13 protein-coding genes are annotated in these 21,477 nt (G+C 44.4%); 11 read left to right on the forward strand and 2 right to left on the reverse strand.

The features are described 5' to 3' along the window. Positions 1 to 6: 6 nt before the first annotated feature. The 8 genes from H9626_RS06520 (at position 7) to H9626_RS06555 (ending at position 16,239) form a co-directional block, all read left to right on the forward strand. Positions 7 to 1,815 carry a SusD/RagB family nutrient-binding outer membrane lipoprotein gene (locus tag H9626_RS06520; protein WP_191709980.1) on the forward strand — a complete coding sequence of 603 codons (1,809 nt, stop codon included), beginning with the start codon at positions 7 to 9 and terminating at the stop codon, positions 1,813 to 1,815. 247 nt (positions 1,816 to 2,062) lie between these two features. Beyond that, positions 2,063 to 4,279: a GH92 family glycosyl hydrolase gene (locus tag H9626_RS06525; protein ID WP_178256877.1), complete on the forward strand. Its 2,217-nt coding sequence runs from the start codon at positions 2,063 to 2,065 to the stop codon at positions 4,277 to 4,279. A gap of 140 nt (positions 4,280 to 4,419) precedes the next feature. Beyond that, the gene (locus H9626_RS06530; RefSeq protein WP_191709981.1) at positions 4,420 to 5,415 is read left to right on the forward strand and encodes a FecR family protein; all 996 of its coding nucleotides are present in this window, start codon (positions 4,420 to 4,422) and stop codon (positions 5,413 to 5,415) included. Between the two features lie 41 nt (positions 5,416 to 5,456). Beyond that, a complete protein-coding gene (locus H9626_RS06535) occupies positions 5,457 to 7,736 on the forward strand; it encodes a GH92 family glycosyl hydrolase (protein WP_178256879.1) in 2,280 nt (759 codons plus the stop codon). A 15-nt stretch (positions 7,737 to 7,751) separates the two neighbouring features. Further along, positions 7,752 to 10,037, forward strand: a complete 2,286-nt coding sequence (locus tag H9626_RS06540; protein WP_191709982.1) for a GH92 family glycosyl hydrolase — start codon at positions 7,752 to 7,754, stop codon at positions 10,035 to 10,037. 384 nt (positions 10,038 to 10,421) lie between these two features. Beyond that, entirely contained in the window at positions 10,422 to 11,342 is a 921-nt protein-coding gene (gene kduI, locus H9626_RS06545; RefSeq protein WP_191709983.1) for a 5-dehydro-4-deoxy-D-glucuronate isomerase, read from the forward strand. 340 nt (positions 11,343 to 11,682) lie between these two features. Further along, positions 11,683 to 14,709 (forward strand): SusC/RagA family TonB-linked outer membrane protein, encoded by a 3,027-nt coding sequence (locus H9626_RS06550; protein ID WP_239466563.1) that lies wholly within the window; start codon positions 11,683 to 11,685, stop codon positions 14,707 to 14,709. 24 nt (positions 14,710 to 14,733) lie between these two features. After that, positions 14,734 to 16,239: a RagB/SusD family nutrient uptake outer membrane protein gene (locus H9626_RS06555; RefSeq protein WP_191709985.1), complete on the forward strand. Its 1,506-nt coding sequence runs from the start codon at positions 14,734 to 14,736 to the stop codon at positions 16,237 to 16,239. Positions 16,240 to 16,408: 169 nt separating this feature from the next. Here the strand turns inward: H9626_RS06555 and H9626_RS06560 are convergent, their stop codons facing one another. Next, the gene (locus H9626_RS06560) at positions 16,409 to 17,848 is read right to left on the reverse strand and encodes an ATP-dependent DNA helicase (protein ID WP_178256885.1); all 1,440 of its coding nucleotides are present in this window, start codon (positions 17,846 to 17,848) and stop codon (positions 16,409 to 16,411) included. Positions 17,849 to 17,943: 95 nt separating this feature from the next. Between H9626_RS06560 and H9626_RS06565 the strand changes: the two genes are divergently transcribed. From H9626_RS06565 to H9626_RS06575, 3 genes are read left to right on the forward strand one after another with little or no spacing between them, the layout of a single operon-like run. Then, entirely contained in the window at positions 17,944 to 18,630 is a 687-nt protein-coding gene (locus H9626_RS06565) for a hypothetical protein (RefSeq protein WP_191709986.1), read from the forward strand. A gap of 13 nt (positions 18,631 to 18,643) precedes the next feature. Then, on the forward strand, positions 18,644 to 19,438 hold the full coding sequence (locus tag H9626_RS06570) for a DUF3822 family protein (protein WP_191709987.1): 795 nt from the start codon (positions 18,644 to 18,646) through the stop codon (positions 19,436 to 19,438). Continuing rightward, the gene (locus H9626_RS06575; protein ID WP_191709988.1) at positions 19,429 to 19,995 is read left to right on the forward strand and encodes an RsmD family RNA methyltransferase; all 567 of its coding nucleotides are present in this window, start codon (positions 19,429 to 19,431) and stop codon (positions 19,993 to 19,995) included. Before H9626_RS06570 ends, H9626_RS06575 begins: the two co-directional genes overlap by 10 nt. Here H9626_RS06575 and cls read toward each other — a convergent pair. Beyond that, the gene (gene cls / locus H9626_RS06580; protein ID WP_438616940.1) at positions 19,955 to 21,382 is read right to left on the reverse strand and encodes a cardiolipin synthase; all 1,428 of its coding nucleotides are present in this window, start codon (positions 21,380 to 21,382) and stop codon (positions 19,955 to 19,957) included. The genes H9626_RS06575 and cls overlap by 41 nt on opposite strands. Between the last annotated feature and the right edge of the window lie 95 nt (positions 21,383 to 21,477).

Below are 21,477 nucleotides of genomic sequence, written 5' to 3' on the forward strand. Positions count from 1 at the left end.
TTACTTATGAAATTCAATATATATAAGTCAGTGGCTGCATGTTCGTTATTGGCTATGTTAGCCGGATGTCATGACTTTGAAGAAATGAATACCAATCCGTATCAGCCAGTGTACGACCCATCAATCATTGGCGGAACGGCCGACGGAATCGATATCGATTATACCGTATCAGATAATGCACTTGAAAGTTTGCGTGCTACCGAAGGTTCGGCAGGTGCTACTTTTTCTAATTTCGTTTACGAAGGTTTGTATAACGATTACCAAACAGCAACCAATCTTACCCATGATATCTATGCGGGTTATTGGGGAAATAATGTTAGCGGATTTGTAAGCAACTCGCCTACTTATTCTTATAATGATGGTTGGTCGGCTAACCGCTGGAAACACTTTTATGATGACCGTACTGTAAGTGAATACAGTCAGTTGATTAAAACATTCTGGTTCTGCGACAAAGAGTATTATCATACGGCATTTTATATCACACGTATTTATTACGCATTCTTGATGTCTGCACAAACCGATACTTACGGTGATATTCCTATCAAGTATTACGTAAAAGGTGCTCTTCCACCGGAAGAGAACGTAGAATATTCTTCTCAAGAAGAAGTTTACGGTATGATTTTCGACATCTTGGATCAGGCTATTACCAATTTGCATGACATTCCGAGTGTGCAGCAATTTGATTTGGGAGAAGATGATTTGTGTTATGGCGGTGATGTTGAAAGTTGGATTCGTTTTGCAAACACGTTGCGTTTGCGATTGGCATTACGTGTTTCTAACGTAAATCCGAGTCTGGCAAAACAACAAGGTGAAGCTGCTCTTGCAGATCCTTCAGGTTTGATGCAAAGTCAAGACGATAACATGACGCTGATTCCGAAACGTCAATATATCACCGGAGGTAATGAAAACATTTATGCTCTGTTATTCAGTTGGACTGCTAACGTTGTTCTTCCGAAAGAAATGGAATGGGCTTATAAGAATCAAGCTCTGAAACCGGGTGTGACAACAGATACTCCGGGATTTGAACAAAAAGCTCCGAGCAGTTTGTATACAGCCGGTGGAGTAGATGAAACCATGTTTAACGCAAGTGAAGATAATTGTTATCTTGATCCTCGTTGTAATATTCTTTGGTTCCGTCCTACCGAATTTGATAAGTTAAATCAGGCTGTACCTGAAGAATCGGATAAAGATTTCGGAGGTGTACGTAATGGTGAAACTAATATTGGAGGTTCGTATACCACTACATACTCACCCAACCGCTGTAATTTGCAATCCGATGCTATGAATCCGCAGATTTGGTGGAATCTGGCTCGTGAAATTGTTTGGTTCGGTTATTCAGAAAGTTTGTTCTTGAGAGCTGAGGCCGCTTTGCGTGGCTGGGCAGGTGTAACAGAAACCGCTGAGCAATATTATCTTGACGGCATTCGTGCCTCTATGGATTATTATGGAATTACTAATTACAGTGATTATATCAATAACCTGCAAGGTTTGGAAGCATTCCGTAGTGGTACAAAAGAAGAACAGTTAGAACAGATTATTACGCAGAAGTGGATTGCCGTATTCCCGAACGGTAACGAAGGATGGGCCGAGGTGCGTCGTACCGATTATCCGCGTTATATGTTGGTGCCGCAAGGTGGTAACAACTCTAACGGTGAAATACCGAACACAAAACTGATTAAGCGTGTACAATATCCGAACAGTGAATCTCGTAACCCGTTGAAACCGACTTATACGCAAGGCGATAAAGTTTGGTGGGACGTGGCCGATACGATGGATGACAACGGAAAATGGCATCAACCTAATAACTTCAGATAATTAACCGATCTCTTGACGAGATAAATGCCATGCGGAGAGCAGTATTTTTATTGCTCTCCGTTTTTTTTATGCCAAATATTAAGCTGGTGTCGAAAAAAAACAATATTTTTGACAAGTTTGTTAAGATTAAAATACTTATTCGGCTCGTTTATTAGAAAAATTAAGAAATAAGCTAAGTGTTTTTCTTTATTCTATTGTTTTATATTAAGGTTAATACTATAATTTTAAATTTTAAGCCTTAGATATTATGAGATTTTTAACAGGTTCTGTTTGTGCATTTGCTTTTTTAATTACGGCTTGTGGCACGCAAGAAAAATCTGTAACGGGTGATACGGATTATACTCAGTTTGTCAACCCGTTTATCGGTACGGATTTTACCGGAAATACCTATCCGGGGGCACAAGTTCCCTTCGGTATGGTACAGTTAAGCCCGGATAACGGTTTGCCGGGTTGGGATCGGATTTCCGGCTATTTCTATCCCGACAGTACCATTGCGGGATTCAGCCATACCCATCTTTCGGGAACGGGGGCAGGTGATTTGTATGACATTTCTTTTATGCCTGTAACCCTCCCTTATAAGGAAGCGGAAGCTCCGTTGGGTATTCATTCGAAATTCTCTCACGACCGCGAAAGCGCGTATGCCGGATATTATCAGGTAATGCTTGACGATTATGGTATTAATGTGGAATTGACTGCAACCGAGCGTTGCGGCGTTCAGCGTTATACATTCCCGCAAGCAGAATCGGCTGTATTCCTGAATTTGGCGAAAGCCATGAACTGGGACGTTACGGAGGCATCGTTTATTGAAGCTGTAGACTCGGTAACGGTACGCGGATATCGCTTCTCCGACGGTTGGGCACGTGGACAGAAGATTTATTTCTATACTCGTTTCTCACGCCCGTTTGATAAAATGAGTCTTGACACGGTGCTTATCGAAAAAGATGGTTTGAAAATAAGCAACGGCGTAGTGGCACGATTCGATTATCAAACGCAGAAAGACGAACAACTCACGGTGGTAACAGCCATTTCGGGCACCAGTATGGACGGTGCAGCAAGAAACCTTCAGGCTGAAGCCCCCGATAATGACTTTGATGCTTACTTGGCGAAGGCTAAAGCAATGTGGAATAAAGAGTTGGCTAAGATAGAAATAGAATCTGACAATAAGGATGACAAAACTGTTTTCTATACGGCATTCTATCATAGTATGCTGGCTCCGACGATTTATAATGATGTAGACGGTGCTTATTACGGACCGGATAAGCAGGTACATCAGGCTGACGGGTGGGTGAATTATGGTACTTTCTCATTGTGGGATACTTATCGGGCTTCTCATCCTCTGTTTACTTATACTCAGCCTGAACGTACGAACGATATGGTGAAATCGTTTATCGCTTTTTATGAGCAAAACGGGCGTCTTCCTGTATGGAACTTTCAAGGAAGTGAAACAGATATGATGATTGGTTATCATTCTGTTCCGGTTATTGTGGATGCTTATTTGAAAGGCATTGGCGATTTTGATGCGGAAAAAGCATTGGAGGCATGTGTGAAAACAGCAAATATAGATGAGTATCGTGCCATCGGGGTGTATAAAGAAAAAGGCTATGTACCTTATGACTTGAAACCTTACGAAAATTGGTCGCTTTCAAAAACATTGGAATATGCTTTCGATGATTATTGCATCGCACGTATGGCTGAGAAGATGGGTAAAACAGATGTAATGAAAGAATTTGATGCGCGTGCATTGAATTATAAGAATGTGTTTAATCCGGTTACTACGTTTATGCAACCGCGTGACAGCAAAGGTAATTTCATAGAAGGCTTCAAGGCAGATGCTTATACCGAAGATATTTGTGAAAGTAACGGTTGGCAGTATTTTTGGTCGGTACAGCATGATATTGACGGACTTGTTGGTTTGTCAGGAGGAACTGAACGATTTACTCAAAAATTGGATAGTATGTTCACTTTCCATCCCTCTGCCGATGATGAACTCCCTATATTCAGTACAGGTATGATTGGCCAGTATGCACATGGCAATGAACCGAGCCATCATGTTTCTTATCTGTTTAATAAGGTAAATGAGCCGTGGAAAACTCAAAAGTATGTAGCACAAATTATGCACGAGTTTTACACGAATACGCCGGGAGGGTTATGTGGAAATGAAGATTGTGGTCAGATGTCGGCATGGTATGTATTTAGTGCCATGGGATTTTATCCGGTTAATCCGATATCCGGCAATTACGAAATAGGTACGCCGATGTTCCCTAAAGCACAACTTCATTTAAGTAACGGGAAAACCTTTACGGTAATAGCTCATAATGTGAGTCATGAGAATATTTATATTCAATCAGTCAAGCTGAATGGCGCTCCGTATGATAAGTGTTATATCACTCACCAGCAAATTATGGATGGCGCTACTTTAGAATTTGAAATGGGAAAAGAGCCGGGCACTGTTTGGTATAAATAGCAAGAAATGAAAGTAAAATATCGAATTGATAAAAAGTGGAGTCATGGCAGAATATCTTTGATTCAGCTATTTAATTTTTAATGAAATAAGTGTTTCCTTGTAGAGAATTGTTCTCTATAAGGAAACAAGGTAAAAAGGTTATGAAAAAAACAGGTTATCGTGAAATAGTACGCTTTTTCGACAACGAATGTTCGGAAGACGAACGCCAAGCGATTATTCGTTGGGTAAACGAGTCGGACGAACATGCCCGGTTGTTTTTTGCATGGGAAGAGATATACTTCTTGGGCAAACAAAATGACAGAGATGAAAAGCTGTCGTTGCAGAAAGCGGAAAGAAAGTTAGAGTATTTTATCGAAGCTGAAAAAAATAAGCATCTTGTGAAAACTCGACGCTTGTACTGTTTATTTAAATATGCTGCCGTTGTTGCTGTACTTCTTGTCGTTTCTGTATTTTCTTTTAATTATTGGAGTTCGTCGCCGCAAGAAAAATGGCTGTCTGTGGTTACCGGAAGTCAAGAAACGAAAGATATTGTTCTTTCAGATGGTAGCAGAGTTTGGTTGAACGAAAATTCAGTCTTGAAATACCCGGAGAATTTTAGCACCGCAGAGCGTGAGGTGAAGGTGGAAGGTGAAGCGTATTTTGAAGTAAATAAAGATAGGCATCGCCCTTTCACTGTCTATAACGATGCCATGAGTGTGCAAGTGTTGGGAACCAAGTTTAATTTCAAGGCAAGCCCTTCTTGCCGCATAGCGGAAGCATCATTGATTGAAGGCGAAATTAAAGTAAAAGGTAATAAGGACGAAGGGTCGATTACGCTTGTTCCCGGTCAGCGGGTAGAACTGAATACGGTGACCGGACGGATGAATGTGCGCGAAAGCAATACAGCTTTAGACGCCGTTTGGCATGATAACCTGATACCTTTTAAAAACGCAAATATTTTCAGTATTGCCGAAACATTGGAAACCTTGTATAAGGTAGATATTATTCTTTCACCCGATATCGATGGTACAGAAACCTATTCGGGAGTGTTACGGAAGAAAGAATCTGTTGGGGATGTGTTGGAAATATTGCAAAATACTTTGCATATATGCTATGAGATTCGTCAGAATACAATATTTTTGTCACAGAAAAAATAATCAATAAAATTCAAGTAATTAATTCCTTGAAGTATAATATTATGATACGAAAAGTTTTTACGATTACATGTTGCGTCGGTATGATGCTTTTTGCAGCATGTTCTACGGATGCAACTGTGGAAAAAGATTATGCTGCTTATGTTAATCCGTTTATCGGAACGGGAGGTCATGGACATACTTTCCCCGGTGCGGTAGTTCCTAATGGTATGATTCAGCCGAGTCCTGATACCCGCATCGATGGCTGGGATGCTTGTTCGGGATATTATTATGAAGACTCGTTGATGAACGGTTTCTCGCATACGCATGTGAGCGGAACGGGATGTGCCGACTACGGTGATTTCCTGTTGATGCCTACTGTGGGTGAGCAGACATATAATCCGCAGGACTTTACCAAGCAGAACCTGCCTTACGCTTCGGCTTTTTCTCATCAGAACGAAACGGCTGAACCGGGATATTATTCTGTATTTCTCGATCGTTACGGCGTGAAGGCAGAAATGACTTCAACCAAACGTGCCGCTTTACATCGCTTTACGTTCCCCGAAAGCGATAAATCCGGATTTATTTTAGATTTGGATTATTCTATACAGCGCCAGAAAAACTTGGATATGCAAGTGGAAGTGGTGAGTGATACCGAAATACGCGGACATAAATTAACTGAATATTGGGCATTCGATCAGCAGGCAAGTTTCTATGCTAAATTCTCGAAGCCTTTTACTTACACTATCGTGCGCGATACGCTGACCGACCATAACGGAAAAATGCAGCCCCGTTGCAAAGTCTTGTTGCAGTTTGCTACGCAGAAAGACGAAGAAGTGATGGTTAAGGTAGGTATCTCGGCGGTAGATATGGAAGGTGCGCAAAAGAATCTGGAGGCTGAAATCCCGGCGTGGGACTTTGAAGGTATCCGTAAGGCAGCACGCCAGTCATGGAATGATTATCTGAAGAAAATAGATGTCACCACTTCCGATGAAACAGACAAAACAATCTTCTATACAGCGATGTATCATACGGCTATCAGTCCGAACCTGTTTACCGATGTAGACGGACGTTATTTCGGTATGGACCTGAAACCGCATCAAGGAGATGTCAATAAGCCTGTTTATACGATTTTCTCTTTGTGGGATACGTTCCGTGCCCTTCATCCGTTGCTTTCTATCATCGATCCGGATTTGAATAATGAGTTTATCCGTTCGTTGATGTTGAAAGCGCAAGAAGGTGGTGTATTCCCCAAATGGGAACTTGCCGGAAATTACACCGGTACGATGATTGGTTATCATGCAGCTTCGTTGATAGCAGACGCTTATACCAAAGGATATGCGAATTTTGATTTGGATGAGGCTTACAAGGCTTGTCTGCGTACTGCTGAGTATGATACAACCGGTATCGTATGTCCGGAAAAGGTATTGCCTGTCTTGATGCCTATGGCACGTTATTATAAGAATACGTTGGGTTATATTCCGTGCGACCGTGAAAACGAATCGGTAGCAAAGGCTTTGGAATATGCTTACGATGATTATTGTATTTCGGTTCTTGCCGAAGCAACCGGAGACTATAAGAATAAAGAGAAGTATGCGAAGTTTGCGAAAGCATACGAACTTTATTTTGATCCTTCTACCCGTTTCATGCGTGGAGTTGACTCTAATGGAAAATGGCGTACTCCGTTTAATCCCCGTGCTTCTAATCACCGGAATGATGATTACTGCGAAGGAACAGCTTGGCAGTGGACTTGGTTTGTTCCCCACGATATTGAGGGCTTGGTAAAACTGATGGGTGGCGAAGATGCCTTTGTAGGAAAATTAGACTCTCTGTTTACTGCTTCTTCTGAACTGGAAGGAGATGTGGTTTCGGCAGATATTACAGGGCTTATCGGACAGTATGCTCAAGGTAACGAGCCGAGTCATCATGTTATCCACATGTATAACTACGTAAACCGTCCGTGGAAGGCTCAGGAATTGCTTGACCGGGTATTTAAGGAACAATACCGTAATAACCCTGACGGCTTGTCGGGCAACGAAGACTGTGGTCAGATGTCTGCATGGTATATCCTTAACTCAATGGGATTCTATCAGGTATGTCCGGGAAAACCGGTGTATTCTATCGGACGTCCGGTGTTCGACCAGTCTGTTATCAATCTGCCTAACGGCAAAACGTTTACCATCACTGCGAAGAATAATTCAAAGGAAAACAAATATATTCAGTCGGCTACTCTGAACGGACAACCGTTGGATGTTCCTTTCTTCGAACATAAAGACATTGTTAACGGTGGAGCATTGGAACTGGTTATGACTAATCAGCCGACCAAATGGGGTGTGAAACAATAATTAGTTGAATAGGCCATGAAAAAATTATCATTACTTATTTTATTAGCAGGATTCTTGGGCTTTGCAAAAGCGGCTACGGTGGATTATGCAAGCTATGTGAATCCGCTTGTAGGTACAGAATCTACTTTCGAACTGTCTACCGGAAATACTTATCCGGCGATTGCCCGTCCGTGGGGTATGAATTTCTGGACACCGCAAACCGGAAAGATGGGCGACGGATGGACGTATCAGTATACGGCAACAAAGATTAGAGGTTTTAAGCAAACCCATCAGCCCAGTCCGTGGATTAACGATTACGGACAGTTTGCCATTATGCCGATGGTCAATGCTCCTGAGTTTAACGAAGATAAGCGTGCAAGCTGGTTCTCGCATAAAGGAGAAACTGCAAAGCCTTATTATTATAAGGTGTATTTGGCTGACTACGATATCGTAACCGAGCTTGTTCCTACCGAACGCGCTGCCATGTTCCGTTTCACTTTCCCCGAAAACGAACATTCATACGTGGTGGTAGATGCTTACGACAAAGGTTCGTATGTTAAAATCGACAAGGCGAATAACCGTATTATCGGATATACGACTCGTAACAGCGGCGGTGTTCCTGCCAATTTCAAAAACTATTTTGTAGTTGAGTTTGACAAACCGTTTACTTATTGTGCAACGGTTGCCGACAGCGTGGTGACCGAAAATAAGGTAGAGCAGCGAGCCAACCATGCCGGAGCGATTATCGGTTTTGCTACGAAGAAGGGCGAAGAAGTACACGCACGTGTGGCTTCTTCATTCATCAGCCACGAACAGGCATTGTTGAACCTGAAAGAATTAGGCTCGGATAACTTCGACGTACTGGTTCAGAAAGGACAAGATGCGTGGAATGAAATGTTGGGCCGATTCGAGGTAGAAGGCGGAAACCTTGACCAGTACCGCATGTTCTATTCATGTCTTTACCGCTCACTGTTGTTCCCTCGCAAGTTCTACGAAATCGATGCAAACGGTCAGGTGGTACATTACAGCCCTTATAACGGCGAAGTAGTTCCGGGATACATGTACACCGATACTGGTTTTTGGGATACGTTCCGCTGTTTGTTCCCCTTGCTGAATCTGGCTTATCCTTCGGTAAACAAGGAAATCCAAGAAGGCTTGATTAACACCTATAAAGAAAGCGGATTCTTCCCCGAATGGGCAAGTCCGGGACACAGAGGCTGTATGATTGGTAACAACTCGGCTTCGGTTTTGGTCGATGCTTACATGAAAGGCGTGAAGGTAGACGATATTGAAACGCTGTACAAAGGCTTGATTCACGGTACGGAAAACGTTCATCCGGAAGTTTCTTCTACCGGACGTCAGGGATATGAATATTACAACAAGTTGGGCTATGTTCCTTACGATGTGAAAATCAACGAAAACGCAGCGCGTACGTTAGAGTATGCTTACGACGACTGGTGTATTTATCAGTTGGCTAAAGACCTGAAATGTCCGAAGAAAGAAATCAATCTTTTCGCTAAGCGTGCCATGAATTATAAGAACCTGTTCGACCCGGAAAGCAAGCTGATGCGCGGAAAGAATGCCGACGGTACGTTCCAGTCACCGTTCTCACCGCTGAAGTGGGGCGATGCCTTTACCGAAGGCAATAGCTGGCACTACTCTTGGTCAGTATTCCACGACCCGCAAGGATTGATTGACCTGATGGGAGGCGACGAAATGTTTGTAACGATGATGGATTCGGTATTTTCCGTTCCGCCTATCTTCGACGACAGCTATTACGGTTTCCCGATTCACGAAATCCGCGAAATGACGGTGATGAACATGGGTAACTATGCTCACGGAAACCAGCCGATACAGCACATGATTTACCTGTATAACTACGCTAAGCAGCCGTGGAAAGCCCAATACTGGTTGCGTCAGGTAATGAACCGCATGTATACACCCACTCCGGACGCTTATTGCGGCGACGAAGATAACGGTCAGACCTCTGCATGGTATGTATTCTCAGCCTTAGGTTTCTATCCGGTTTGTCCGGGAACCGACCAGTACGTATTGGGTGCTCCGCTGTTTAAGAAAGCAACCATCCACTTGGAAAACGGAAAGAGCGTGGTAATCAATGCTCCCGAAAACAGCCAAAGCAATATCTACATCCAAGATATGAAAGTAAACGGACAGGAGTATACGAAGAACTACTACACGTTCCCGATGTTTACCAACGGTGCTACGATTGATATCCGTATGGGCGACACTCCGAATAAGTCGAGAGGTGTGCAGGCAGAAGACCTTCCGTATTCGTTCACAAACGAGTTGAAAAAGAAATAATAAGAACCAGATTTATCTGATTTGACGGTAAAGGATTCGGTTACGCGGTAGAGCGTATTCCGAATCCTTTATTTTTTGTCCGTATGTCTGCTGGATTTCTTAGCATCGGGAGTTGAAAATTCATTGGGAAGCGTTACTTAACGCTATGGGATGAATGACATAACGCATCCCATAGCGTGGACCAACGCTTCGAGTAGCGTTGTAAAACCCTCTCAATGCTTGTCGTGTGCGATAACGAAATAACATTCTTTATAATTGCAGATTAAAAAAAAGCATTAAATTTGGGGCGTGAATACGTGGATAAATATAAAAGATGAATGAAAAACAGCTGTGTTCACATCCGGAACTTGCTATGAAATAACATAATTAAAAACCATATAAGCAATGAAAAAATTAGCAACGGCTATGATGTTGGGAGCGATAGCTCTCTCGGTAAATGCACAAGTGAACTACAAGATGCAAACGGCTTGTAATCCGCAAGACGTAAAACATTACGACACCGACAGGCTGCGGAGCAGTTTCATGATGGATAAAGTAATGGCTGCCGACGAAATCAATCTGACTTATTCTATGTACGATCGCTTTATCTTCGGCGGAGCGATGCCTGTAAGCAAAGAGTTGTCGTTAGATACTATCGACCCCCTGAAAGCACAGTATTTCCTTGAACGCAGAGAGTTGGGAGTGATTAATGTAGGAGGCGATGGCGTAGTGACGGTAGACGGAAAAGCATACGAATTGAAATTCAAAGAAGCCCTTTACGTAGGACGCGGCAATAAGCAGGTAACATTTAAGAGTAAAGATGCAGCCAATCCTGCTAAGTTTTATATCAACTCGGCTACGGCACACAAAGCGTATAAAACACAGTTGGTAACCATCGACGGACGTAAAGGTTCGCTGAAAGCCAATTCCTTTCCGGCAGGGAAAATGGAAGAAAGCAATGACCGCGTGATTAACCAGCTGATTGTGAATAACGTATTGGAAGAAGGTCCTTGCCAGTTGCAGATGGGACTGACCGAATTGAAGCCGGGAAGTGTGTGGAATACCATGCCTGCCCATACACACAGCCGGCGTATTGAGGCTTATTTCTATTTCAATGTACCCGAAGGAAACCGCATCTGCCACCTGATGGGAGAGCCGAAAGAAGAACGCCTCGTATGGCTGAATAACGAACAAGCCATCATGTCGCCCGAATGGTCTATCCATGCAGCTGCCGGAACCAGCAACTACATGTTTATTTGGGGTATGGCAGGTGAAAACTTGGATTATAACGATATGGATAAGATTCCTTATACAGAAATGCGCTGATAGCATTTCTACTTCGAGGGGGATGTGTCAGGATGACGAAAAGCGGAGAGTTTTTCCCATCCTGACACATTCTTGTATCTGTCTGAATGGTAATAGCCGAACTGTGGAATAATTCAACACTTCTCAACATTCTTCCACATTTATTGTAAATACAGACTGTAAATATTGCCTTGATTAATTTGTTGTCAAACAGTGTGTTAACATAAAATAATAATTGAGATTGTAGAATGGAATTGTTTTGGCATGAGAAATTATGTCAAATATGGAAAAATATATGAAAACAGTTCATTTTACAATTAGAAGAGTGTGTTTGTTAGTCTTTTCGTTGGTATGCCTGCAAATGTTTGCTCAGCAGCGTGTCATTACAGGAACTGTCATTTCTTCGGAAGATGGCGAACCGTTGATTGGTGCAGCTATCGCAGTTCTGGGGCATGAATCGCAAGGGGCTATCACCGATATTGACGGAAAGTTTTCGTTAGAAGTACAGCCGGATTATAAGATGGTTACGGTTTCGTACTTAGGAATGAAAACACTCGAAGTCCGTATTCCCAACAAGCGGAATACGATGAACATTGTCATGCAGCCCGATGCCGTGGCTATGGAAGAAGTTGTAGTAACGGGGTATGGTAATTTTACAAAGTCTTCGTTCACCGGGTCTGCAAATACGTTAAAGGGGAGCATGATGAAAGACATCCCCGTGATGAGTGTGGAACAAAAGCTGCAAGGTATGACTACGGGTGTGAATATTACCAGCAGTTCCGGACAGCCGGGAGCCAACCAAAGCATCCGTATTCGCGGTATGGGGTCGTTCAATGCTTCACAGGAACCTTTGTTTGTGATTGATGGTGTGCCTGTAACTTCCGGAAGCCTAAGCAGTGGAGGACTTGATGCTTCGTATATGAATAACTCGAAGACCAACATCATGGCAACCTTGAATCCTTCTGACATCGAAAACATTACGGTGATTAAAGACGCGGCAGCGGCTTCGCTTTATGGTTCGCGTGCGGCAAACGGGGTCATTTTGATTACCACCAAGAAAGGAAGCATCGGCAAGGCACAAGTTTCGTTGAACATTTCGGGAGGTTTCTCAAATTCGGCTGTCGATTTCCGTCCTACGCTGAGCGGAGACGATCGGCGGATGATGCTTTACGAAGGTTTGGTAAACTATGCGCAAGACCGAGGCATGTCTTCGCCCACCGCTTACGCCGATCAGGAAATTGACAAATATGCTTCCATTCCTTCGATGGGATACACCGATTGGAGCAAGGAGTTGCTGCGTACCGCTACCCAGCAAGATTACGAGGCTTCCGTATCGGGAGGTAACGACCGTACTACGTTTTATGCTTCGTTGGGGTATAACAAGCAGGAGGGTTTGGCAAAGAACTCGGCATTGGAACGCTACTCGGCACGTTTGAACATGACGCAAAAGGTAGGGCGGTACGGTGAAGTGGGAGGAAACATGATGTTTTCGCAACTGAATCAGGAACTGAATGAGGAACGAAGCTCTGCCATAAACCCGTTTTTCGCGACAGCCGTCACGATGAATCCGTCCATGCTGGTACGCGATGAGAACGGGAATTACGTAGGTGCATACGAAGGCACTTCACTGAACCCCTTGCGCGATATATTAACCGACTATAACCGTACCCGCATGACCCGTATGTTTGCTACGGGCTATGCTTCGGTAGAACCGATAAAGGGACTGAAGATAAAAGAAACATTAAGTTATGACTATAACATACAGAAGGATGCCCGTTATTACAATCCTTTGAGTTCTGCCGGATCAAAGAGCGGAAGCGATGCCCGCACGGCGAAAGGATTCATTGAATACGGGAAACTGATATCTTCTACTTCTGTAAACTATATCCATACCTTTGCCGATAAGCATAATCTGGATGTACTGGCTGCTTACGAGGTTGAAAGTTATCAAACGGATAAGGCAGTGGGCGAGAAATACAAACTTCCTTCCGAGATTCTTACCGAACCGGACAATGCTTCCGTTTTGAGTGCTTTCCAGTCATCTACGCAAGATTACCGCATGATATCTTACGTGTCTCGTTTGAACTATGATTACGATGACCGTTACTATGTTGCCGGAAGTTTCCGTCGCGATGGTAGCTCGCGCCTTGCTCCTGAAGGACGTTGGGGGAACTTCTGGTCGGTATCGGGTATGTGGCATATCTCAAACGAATCGTTCATGAAACCTTTGAAGCATGTGTTGAGCGATTTGAAGATACGTGCATCTTACGGTGTGAACGGTAACCAGCCCGGCTCACTGTACGGATACATGGGGGTATATACTTACGGACAGAATTACATGGAGCAGTCGGGTTCTTACGAATCTTCTCAGCCGAACCCGAATTTGAAGTGGGAAAAGAACTATAACCTGAATATCGGTGTCGATTTTTCTTTCATCAACCGCATCTTCCTGACAGTGGAATATTACAACCGCGATACGAAGGATTTGCTTTACAACATGCCGATCAGCAGCACCACAGGGTTTACCAATTACCTTGCAAACGTAGGACAGCTGAACAACAAAGGTGTGGAACTGGAGCTGCGAACATTGAACTTTGCCACAAACGATTTTAACTGGACAACGGTATTGAATTTGAGCCACAACAAAAACAAGGTGGTTTCATTGAACGGCGAGCTTGACCAGTCTATCGAAGGCAATTGGTTTATCCATAAAGTGGGCTATCCTTATTATACGTTTTACGTAAAAGAGTATGCCGGTGTTAATCCGCAGACCGGAGAAGCCCAATACTATCTGAATACGCAGGACGAAAACGGGAACTACAACCGTAGTCTTACTACAAACCCCGATGAGGCACAAGCCATTCCGTATAAGTCTGCCGAGCCGAAAGTTTCGGGAGGTTTGACCAACATATTAAGCTACAAATGGTTTGACTTGAGTTTTACGCTGACGTACTCATTGGGCGGCTATTCGTTCGATAAAGCCGGAACCTACATCGAGAACGGAACATCCTCCATTTATGGCGGGGATAGCGGAAGCAAGGGTTATAACCTGCCCGTCTATGCGTTAGACCGTTGGCAAAAGCCGGGAGACGTAACCGACGTGCCACGCTTCGTGTATGGTCAGAACGCTTCTATAAGCAACTCTTCACGTTACATTCACAGTACCAACCATCTGCGTTTGAAGAGCCTGACCTTTGGTTATACATTGCCTTCGGAGTGGACAAGCAAGGCTTTGATAGACCGGGCGCGTATCTACTTCTCCGGAAGCAACCTCCTGACGTGGGCTAAGTGGGATCAGTACGACCCCGAAACGCCGGTCAACGGAGAAGTATTCTGCGAAGCTCCCGCCATGCGCACGTTTAGTTTCGGAGTTCAGTTAACATTCTAATTCATTTAAAAAAGGTATTTTCTTATGAAACGATTATATATATATATGTTGGCGGCTGTTTCCTTTGTCGGAACATCCTGTTCGAGTAGCTGGCTTGACTTAGACCCGTCGACTTCAGTAACCACCGACCAAGCTCTCGCTACGTATAGCGACCTTGAAGTAGCCTTGAACGGTGTGTACCGCCAAACCTCTCAGCATAGCTATTACGGGGATAACCATTGGTATTATGGCGATTGCCGCGCTGCCGACGTGCAGGCGCGCGAGAGTAAAGGACCGGGCAGGCGTGTATCTCCTTACTATGAATATAATGTGTTGGCAGACGATAATCTGAACATCACTCTGCCGTGGCAACGTCCGTACATTGTTATCCGTCAGGCAAACAACATCATTCAGCGGGTAAATGAAGGAAATATTCCCGGAGGAACTGACGAAGAGGTGAATGCCATTAAGTCCGAAGCCCTCGTATTGCGCGGGCTGGCACTCTTTAACCTGACGCGCATGTTCGGTATGCCCTATACCAACGATAACGGAGCCTCACTCGGAGTGCCTATCGAGCTGAGTCCCGAAAATCCGGATCATCGTCCGGCGCGTAATACCGTGGCAGAGTGTTACACGCAAGTGGTAACCGATTTGACCGATGCCCTCGACGGGTTGAGCCGTGAAAGACGTGACGGCTACATCAACTATTGGGCGGCGAAGGCACTCCTTTCGCGGGTTTACCTGAACATGGGCAACTACCGGGACGCTTACGATGCAGCGGTAGATGTGATTAAGAACAGCGGAAACCTCTACTCGCTTTACACGCAAAGCGAATATCCCAACGTTTGGGGGCAAGATTTTCAGTCGGAATCGCTTTTCGAACTCTACATCAGCATTTCCGAACCCTCAGAGTGGGGTGGAGGTACGGGAGGTGAAGGTGCGCCGATGGTTTACGCCAACGAAGCCAAAACCGACTGGAACAACTTGATTTTGACCGAAGATTTTTTGAATCTGCTTGACGAAGATACCCAAGATGTCCGTCACTGCGTAGCCCAACCTTCTGTTATCGAAAATAACGGGGGACTGCCCGAAGCTGCTCGTAACCGCAATGTCTTTCTCGGAAAGTTCCCCGGAAAGAACGGCGACCCGCACGATAACAACATCTGCATTATCCGTCTGTCGGAAGTTTATTTGAATGCAGCCGAAGCCGGATTGAAATTGGGAGGAGCGGAACAGACTGAAGGAATGAATTACTTGAACGAACTGATAGCCAACCGTACGCCGAATGCTGCAATGCGCGTCAACTCGGCTGCCGACTTTACAATAGAACGCATCATGAAAGAACGCCGCAAAGAGTTAGTGGGCGAGGGGCTGATATTCTATGACTACCTGCGTAACCGGATACCGATAGTACGCAGCGGCAGATGGCATTTGGCGACTTTGAAAGATAATAACGCAATAACTATTCAATATAACGACCTTCGTATCGCGTTGCCCATTCCGCAATCGGAAATGGATGCCAACCCCAATATGGTGCAGAACGAACGATAAGATTACCGCGCTTATAGATTGTTTTTATTATATATGCGTATAAACATAATGACCCGGCAAGGTGAGTTATACAACCCGTCTTGCTGAGTTATATAACCCGCTTGGGTGAGTCGTACAACTCAGCCGGGCGGGTTATAAAGTTTATACGCTGAGGCTTCGGAATGGCTGCTTACCCATTCCGGTTTTCCTCCCCATCCAGTTGCTCTTTCGGCCAGTTTACTAAATATAAAGTCTCCGTAGCCCGGGTGAACGCCGTGTACAGCCATCGGAAGTAGTCGGGCGAAAGCATCTCCTCCGTCATGTATCCTTGGTCAAGAAAAACACGTTGCCACTGTCCTCCTTGCGCTTTATGGCAGGTTACGGCATAGGCAAATTTTACCTGAAGCGCGTTAAAGTATGGGTCTTCTTTCATTTTTTTCATCCGTTCGCGCTTTGTTGTCAAGTCGGCATAATCCTCAAGCACATTGTTGAATAACCGTTCGTTTTGTTCACGGGTCAGGGCAGGAGCATCGCTGTGCAGCGTGTCGAGCAGTATTTTCACCTCCAATTCCAAATCCCCGTAATCAGGAAACGACAAAACCACATCGGCAAACCGGAATCCGTACATCGAATGGCTGCGGCGTACGCGGCGTACCACGGCTACATCTCCGTTGGCAATGAAATCCAGCTCCTTACAGCCGGTACCCCAATAATAGTTGTTCTTGGCAATCATCAGTATATCGCCCGAATTCAGCTCGTCTTCCCGATACAGAATCGTATTACGGATACCGTTGTTATACAGATTCGCCCTTTTGTTCGACCGGCAAATCACAATCGTCTCGTCTGTGCCCGCTTGCTCGTAACACTCGTTCAACGTATCTATCAGTTCGTTGCCAGTTATCGTCCGGATGTCGGCAAATCCGGCGGTACGGACACGAGGCAATGAAAAACAATCCTCCGCATCGATGTATTGCCGCAGCCGCGTGGCGTTATACAGAATCCCCGACTGCTCCGCCTGTCGGACCACCTGCGTGAGGCTGCATTCCGTAACTTCCAATCCGTAGCCCTGCAGGATACCGGGCGACAGCGCAGGGCTTTCTTCTTCTCCCACGGGAGGAAGCTGGGCAGTATCTCCGATAAGCATCAACTTACAGTTCGTTCCGCTGTATACATACTGAATCAAGTCGTCTAACAGTCGTCCTGTCCCGAAGATAGTGCCCGACAATCCCTCGTTGGCAATCATCGAAGCCTCGTCGACGATGAACAGCGTCTGTCGGTGAAGGTTGTTGTTCAGTGTAAAGTTATCGGTTTCGTTCGAGAAAACACGCTGGCGGTAGATTCTCCGGTGGATGGTATAAGCCGAATGTCCGGCATTTCGGGCGAAAACCTTAGCAGCCCTTCCGGTGGGTGCAAGCAAAACACACTTGTATTTCAAGTCTTCAAGCGCCTTCACCAAAGCTCCGGTCAATGTTGTCTTTCCGGTTCCGGCATATCCTTTCATCACGAAAATCGCATCAGCAGAAGGCGAAAGAATAAAATCTGCAAAAGATTTTATAGCTTTTTCTTGCTCTACTGTTGGTTTATATAAAAATTTTCGTTTAATTTGTTGCGATAAATCATTAATCAGCATATCTGTACGTAAAAAATCACATAATACTATGAGTATGTTTCGGATAAAGTGTTTTATTTGACGCTACGAATATAAATTAAAAAAACAATATTATCATGAAAACAGTTATTAATCTTGTGTTGGCTGCCTGTGTCATTGCTTTGATTTATATATGCTATGGCAGTATAATGGGACCTATTCATTTCGATGAAGAAAGAAAATTGAGAGAGAAAGCGATTATTGCCCGTTTGATCGATATCCGTAAGGCGCAACAGGAATACCGTTCGATGCATCAAGGGGCATATACCGATAATTTTGATTCATTGATTACTTTCGTGAAAACAGCGAAGCTGCCTTTCATCATGAAAGTGGGTACGCTGACCGATGACCAGTTGAACAGCGGTATGACGGAAAAGAAAGCAATGGAACTTATCAATAAAGCCAAAAAGACGGGTAACTGGAAAGATGTAGAAAAAGAAGGTTTGCAGAACTTCCGCCGTGACACGATGTGGGTGGCAGTGATGGATACGATTTTCGAAAAAGGATTTAACCCGGACTCTTTGCCTTATGTTCCTTACGGCAATGGAGCCAAGTTCCAGATGCAAAGTCGCAGAGATACATTGGATACGGGTATGCCTTTGAACCTTTTCCAAGCAAATGTAGGCTATGATGTTTACTTGAAAGGAATCAACGAACAGGAGTTGAATAACCTGAAAGACGTACAAAGTAAGTTAGGTAAATATTGCGGTTTGAAAGTAGGCGATATCGAACAACCTAATAATAACGCAGGTAACTGGGAATAAGAGTATTATATATATGACTGTACCGATTGATTTTACCCAATCAGCTCAATACAATTTATCCATCCGTCTTAGTACGGATGGATTTTCTTTTTCTGTTTTCAATCCTCAAGACAACAGGGAGTGTTTTTATTCTTTTTATCCGGTAAACGCACGTCATTCGATGGCGGCAAACCTCAAACAGTTTCTTGCAGAAGCAGAAGAGATAAAGCATCGGTATAAACAGGTTAATATCTTGGTACATACGGAGCGTTACACATCGGTACCGTTGGAATGGTATGAAGACGAACTTACCGATACGTTGTTTTATCAAAACCTGCCGCGCCGGAATAACGAGGTAATACTTTGCAATGTGTTAGGTAAAAGCAACGTGGTTATTCTTTTCGCCTTAGATAAGTTGAGCCATTTGTTTCTTACTGAACATTTCCCGGATGCCCGTTTCTTTGCCACGATAAGTCCGCTGACCGAATACTTTTGTCAGCAGAGTAAAGGCAGTGAGCGGCGCAGGCTTTTGGTACACCTGCAGCCCGAAACGGTTGATGTCATAGCCTTTGGTAAAGACTGTTTGCAACTGGTCAACACTTATTCCGTATCTTCTACCGAAGATTGTTGTTACTATTTGCTTGGTATATGGAAGCAGTTAGGTTACGACCAAGAACATGACGAACTGCACGTATGCGGAGAGCCGGCAGCCGAACGTACGGAAGTTTTAGAGTGTTTGAAGAAATACGTGCGTCATGTCATTATTATTAATCCCCGGATGGAAGACAACATCCCATTCGATATGCAATCTTTAATATTATGCGAGTAATCAGCGGAATTTATAAGCGCAGGCGTTTCGATGTACCTCATACATTTAAAGCGCGCCCGACAACCGATTTTGCGAAAGAGAATCTGTTTAATGTATTGACTAATTACCTCGATTTTGAAGAAGGAATAACCGCGCTCGACCTTTTTGCCGGAACAGGAAGCATCAGCATCGAACTGGTTTCGCGCGGGTGCAACCGTGTGGTATCAGTCGAGAAAGACCCTCAGCATTATGCGTTTATTTGTAAAGTGATGCGTGAGGTAAATACCAACCGTTGTTTCCCGTTGCGGGGAGATGTATTCCGCTATATGGAGCGTTGCGGCGAGCAGTTTGATTTTATTTTTGCCGACCCTCCTTACGCTTTACAAGAATTGTCAACAATTCCCGATAAGGTGTTTGCACACGGTTTGCTGAAGCCCGACGGACTGTTTGTTTTAGAACATGGAAAAGATTTGAGTTTCGATGCCCATCCCTGTTTCGTAGAACACCGGCATTACGGAAGCGTGAACTTTTCGTTTTTTAAAGCAGCGGAGCAAGCAGCCGAACCACCGATTCTATGACCTTATTTTTCCAAGAACGTTTGTTCCATATCTTAGGCGATAAGAGCAAACAGCTTTTTTGGTCTTCAAGGAATATGTTTTTCAAAGTCAGTGCCGTATTCTTATCATAGAAGAAAGCATTGGCTTCAAAATTATGTTCAAAGCTGCGGAAATCCATGTTGGTAGAGCCGACGGTGGAAAGTTCGTCATCGCTGACCATCATCTTTGCGTGTAAAAACCCTTTCCGGTAAAGGTATATCTTCACTCCGGCTTGCATCATTTCATCTAAATACGATAACGAAGCCTTGTGTATCAACCATGTGTCTGCCCGTTTGGGCAACATGAGTCTTACATCTATACCGGCAAGAGCCGCCGTTTGTAATGCTGTTTTCACCTGTTCGGTGGGAAGAAAGTAAGGCGACTGAATGTAAAAGTACCGTTGCGCGCGGCACAGCGCCATCATGATTCCCTGCATGATGTCGCGCCATTCGCCTATCGGGTCCGACATGACTATTTGGGCTATGGCTTCTCCCTTAGCCTCTGTTATTTTGGGGAAATATTCGGCAGAGGTAATCAGCGAACGGTCTACCGCATACCAGTCAGTTAGAAATGCCGTTTGAAGTCCGTAAACCGCTTTCCCGGAAATTTTAACCTGCGTATCGCGCCAGATTCCCCACGAAACACCTTTCATGTAGCGTTCGGCAATATTCATACCGCCGATAAAGCCTACATTCCCATCAATGATGGTTAGTTTACGGTGATTCCGGTAATTGATTTTGCTGGTGAACTGCGGGAAGCGCACTTTCAGAAAACTCTGTACTTCGATGCCCTCGCATAACATTTGTTCGTAAAAAGCGTGGTCTACTTTCCAGCATCCGACGTCATCGTAAAGCACCCTGATTTTAACCCCTTCATGAGCCTTGTCTATCAGTGCATCGCGTAACAGCCTTCCTACGGGGTCGTCTTCGAAAATATAATATTCCAGATGGATGAAATGGCGTGCGTGTGCTATTTCGCGGAGCAAAGATTGCAGCATGGCGTATCCGTTCGTATAAAACTCCACGCCGTTTCCGCCGAAAGTCAACGCCCCGTTTACTTTGTTGAAAAAAATAGCCAAACGTTTTCCCTCTATTCCCTCTTTCAGTGCAGCCTGCGACTGGTATGCCTCCATCGGGCGTTTGGTCAGCCTCGCATATCCTTTCCGGCTTATCAGTCGTTCCTTGCGCCTGCTCTTCCCGAAGAAAATGTAGAACAGCAGTCCCACCACGGGCAAGAAGAATAAAATAAGAATCCATGCCATCGTTTTTACCGGATTCCGGTTGTCGAGAATCACGATAAAGATGGTGGTAATCACTACGGCGAGGTAGATGACATAAATAAGGGTGGAAAATACCGTACTCCACAGCATAGCGTCCATAGTTTTATCTCCCTTTGCTTATATGTATGTATAAACACGCCCGTCAGCCTTTTGGTTTGGGAAGTGCTACATAACCTTACCCACAA

This window comes from Phocaeicola faecium, assembly GCF_014837055.1.
GTDB classification, from domain to species: domain Bacteria; phylum Bacteroidota; class Bacteroidia; order Bacteroidales; family Bacteroidaceae; genus Phocaeicola; species Phocaeicola gallinarum.

What these genes read in the sequence shown, in the direction of transcription:
- H9626_RS06530 (WP_191709981.1), top strand. Translation starts at nt 4,420, where the DNA reads ATGAAAAAAACAGGTTATCGTGAAATAGTACGCTTTTTCGACAACGAA.
- H9626_RS06550 (WP_239466563.1), top strand. Translation starts at nt 11,683, where the DNA reads ATGTTTGCTCAGCAGCGTGTCATTACAGGAACTGTCATTTCTTCGGAA.
- H9626_RS06535 (WP_178256879.1), top strand. Translation starts at nt 5,457, where the DNA reads ATGATACGAAAAGTTTTTACGATTACATGTTGCGTCGGTATGATGCTT.
- H9626_RS06570 (WP_191709987.1), top strand. Translation starts at nt 18,644, where the DNA reads ATGACTGTACCGATTGATTTTACCCAATCAGCTCAATACAATTTATCC.
- H9626_RS06560 (WP_178256885.1), bottom strand. Translation starts at nt 17,848, where the DNA reads ATGCTGATTAATGATTTATCGCAACAAATTAAACGAAAATTTTTATAT.
- H9626_RS06555 (WP_191709985.1), top strand. Translation starts at nt 14,734, where the DNA reads ATGAAACGATTATATATATATATGTTGGCGGCTGTTTCCTTTGTCGGA.
- kduI (WP_191709983.1), top strand. Translation starts at nt 10,422, where the DNA reads ATGAAAAAATTAGCAACGGCTATGATGTTGGGAGCGATAGCTCTCTCG.
- cls (WP_438616940.1), bottom strand. Translation starts at nt 21,382, where the DNA reads ATGCTGTGGAGTACGGTATTTTCCACCCTTATTTATGTCATCTACCTC.
- H9626_RS06565 (WP_191709986.1), top strand. Translation starts at nt 17,944, where the DNA reads ATGAAAACAGTTATTAATCTTGTGTTGGCTGCCTGTGTCATTGCTTTG.
- H9626_RS06520 (WP_191709980.1), top strand. Translation starts at nt 7, where the DNA reads ATGAAATTCAATATATATAAGTCAGTGGCTGCATGTTCGTTATTGGCT.
- H9626_RS06540 (WP_191709982.1), top strand. Translation starts at nt 7,752, where the DNA reads ATGAAAAAATTATCATTACTTATTTTATTAGCAGGATTCTTGGGCTTT.
- H9626_RS06575 (WP_191709988.1), top strand. Translation starts at nt 19,429, where the DNA reads ATGCGAGTAATCAGCGGAATTTATAAGCGCAGGCGTTTCGATGTACCT.
- H9626_RS06525 (WP_178256877.1), top strand. Translation starts at nt 2,063, where the DNA reads ATGAGATTTTTAACAGGTTCTGTTTGTGCATTTGCTTTTTTAATTACG.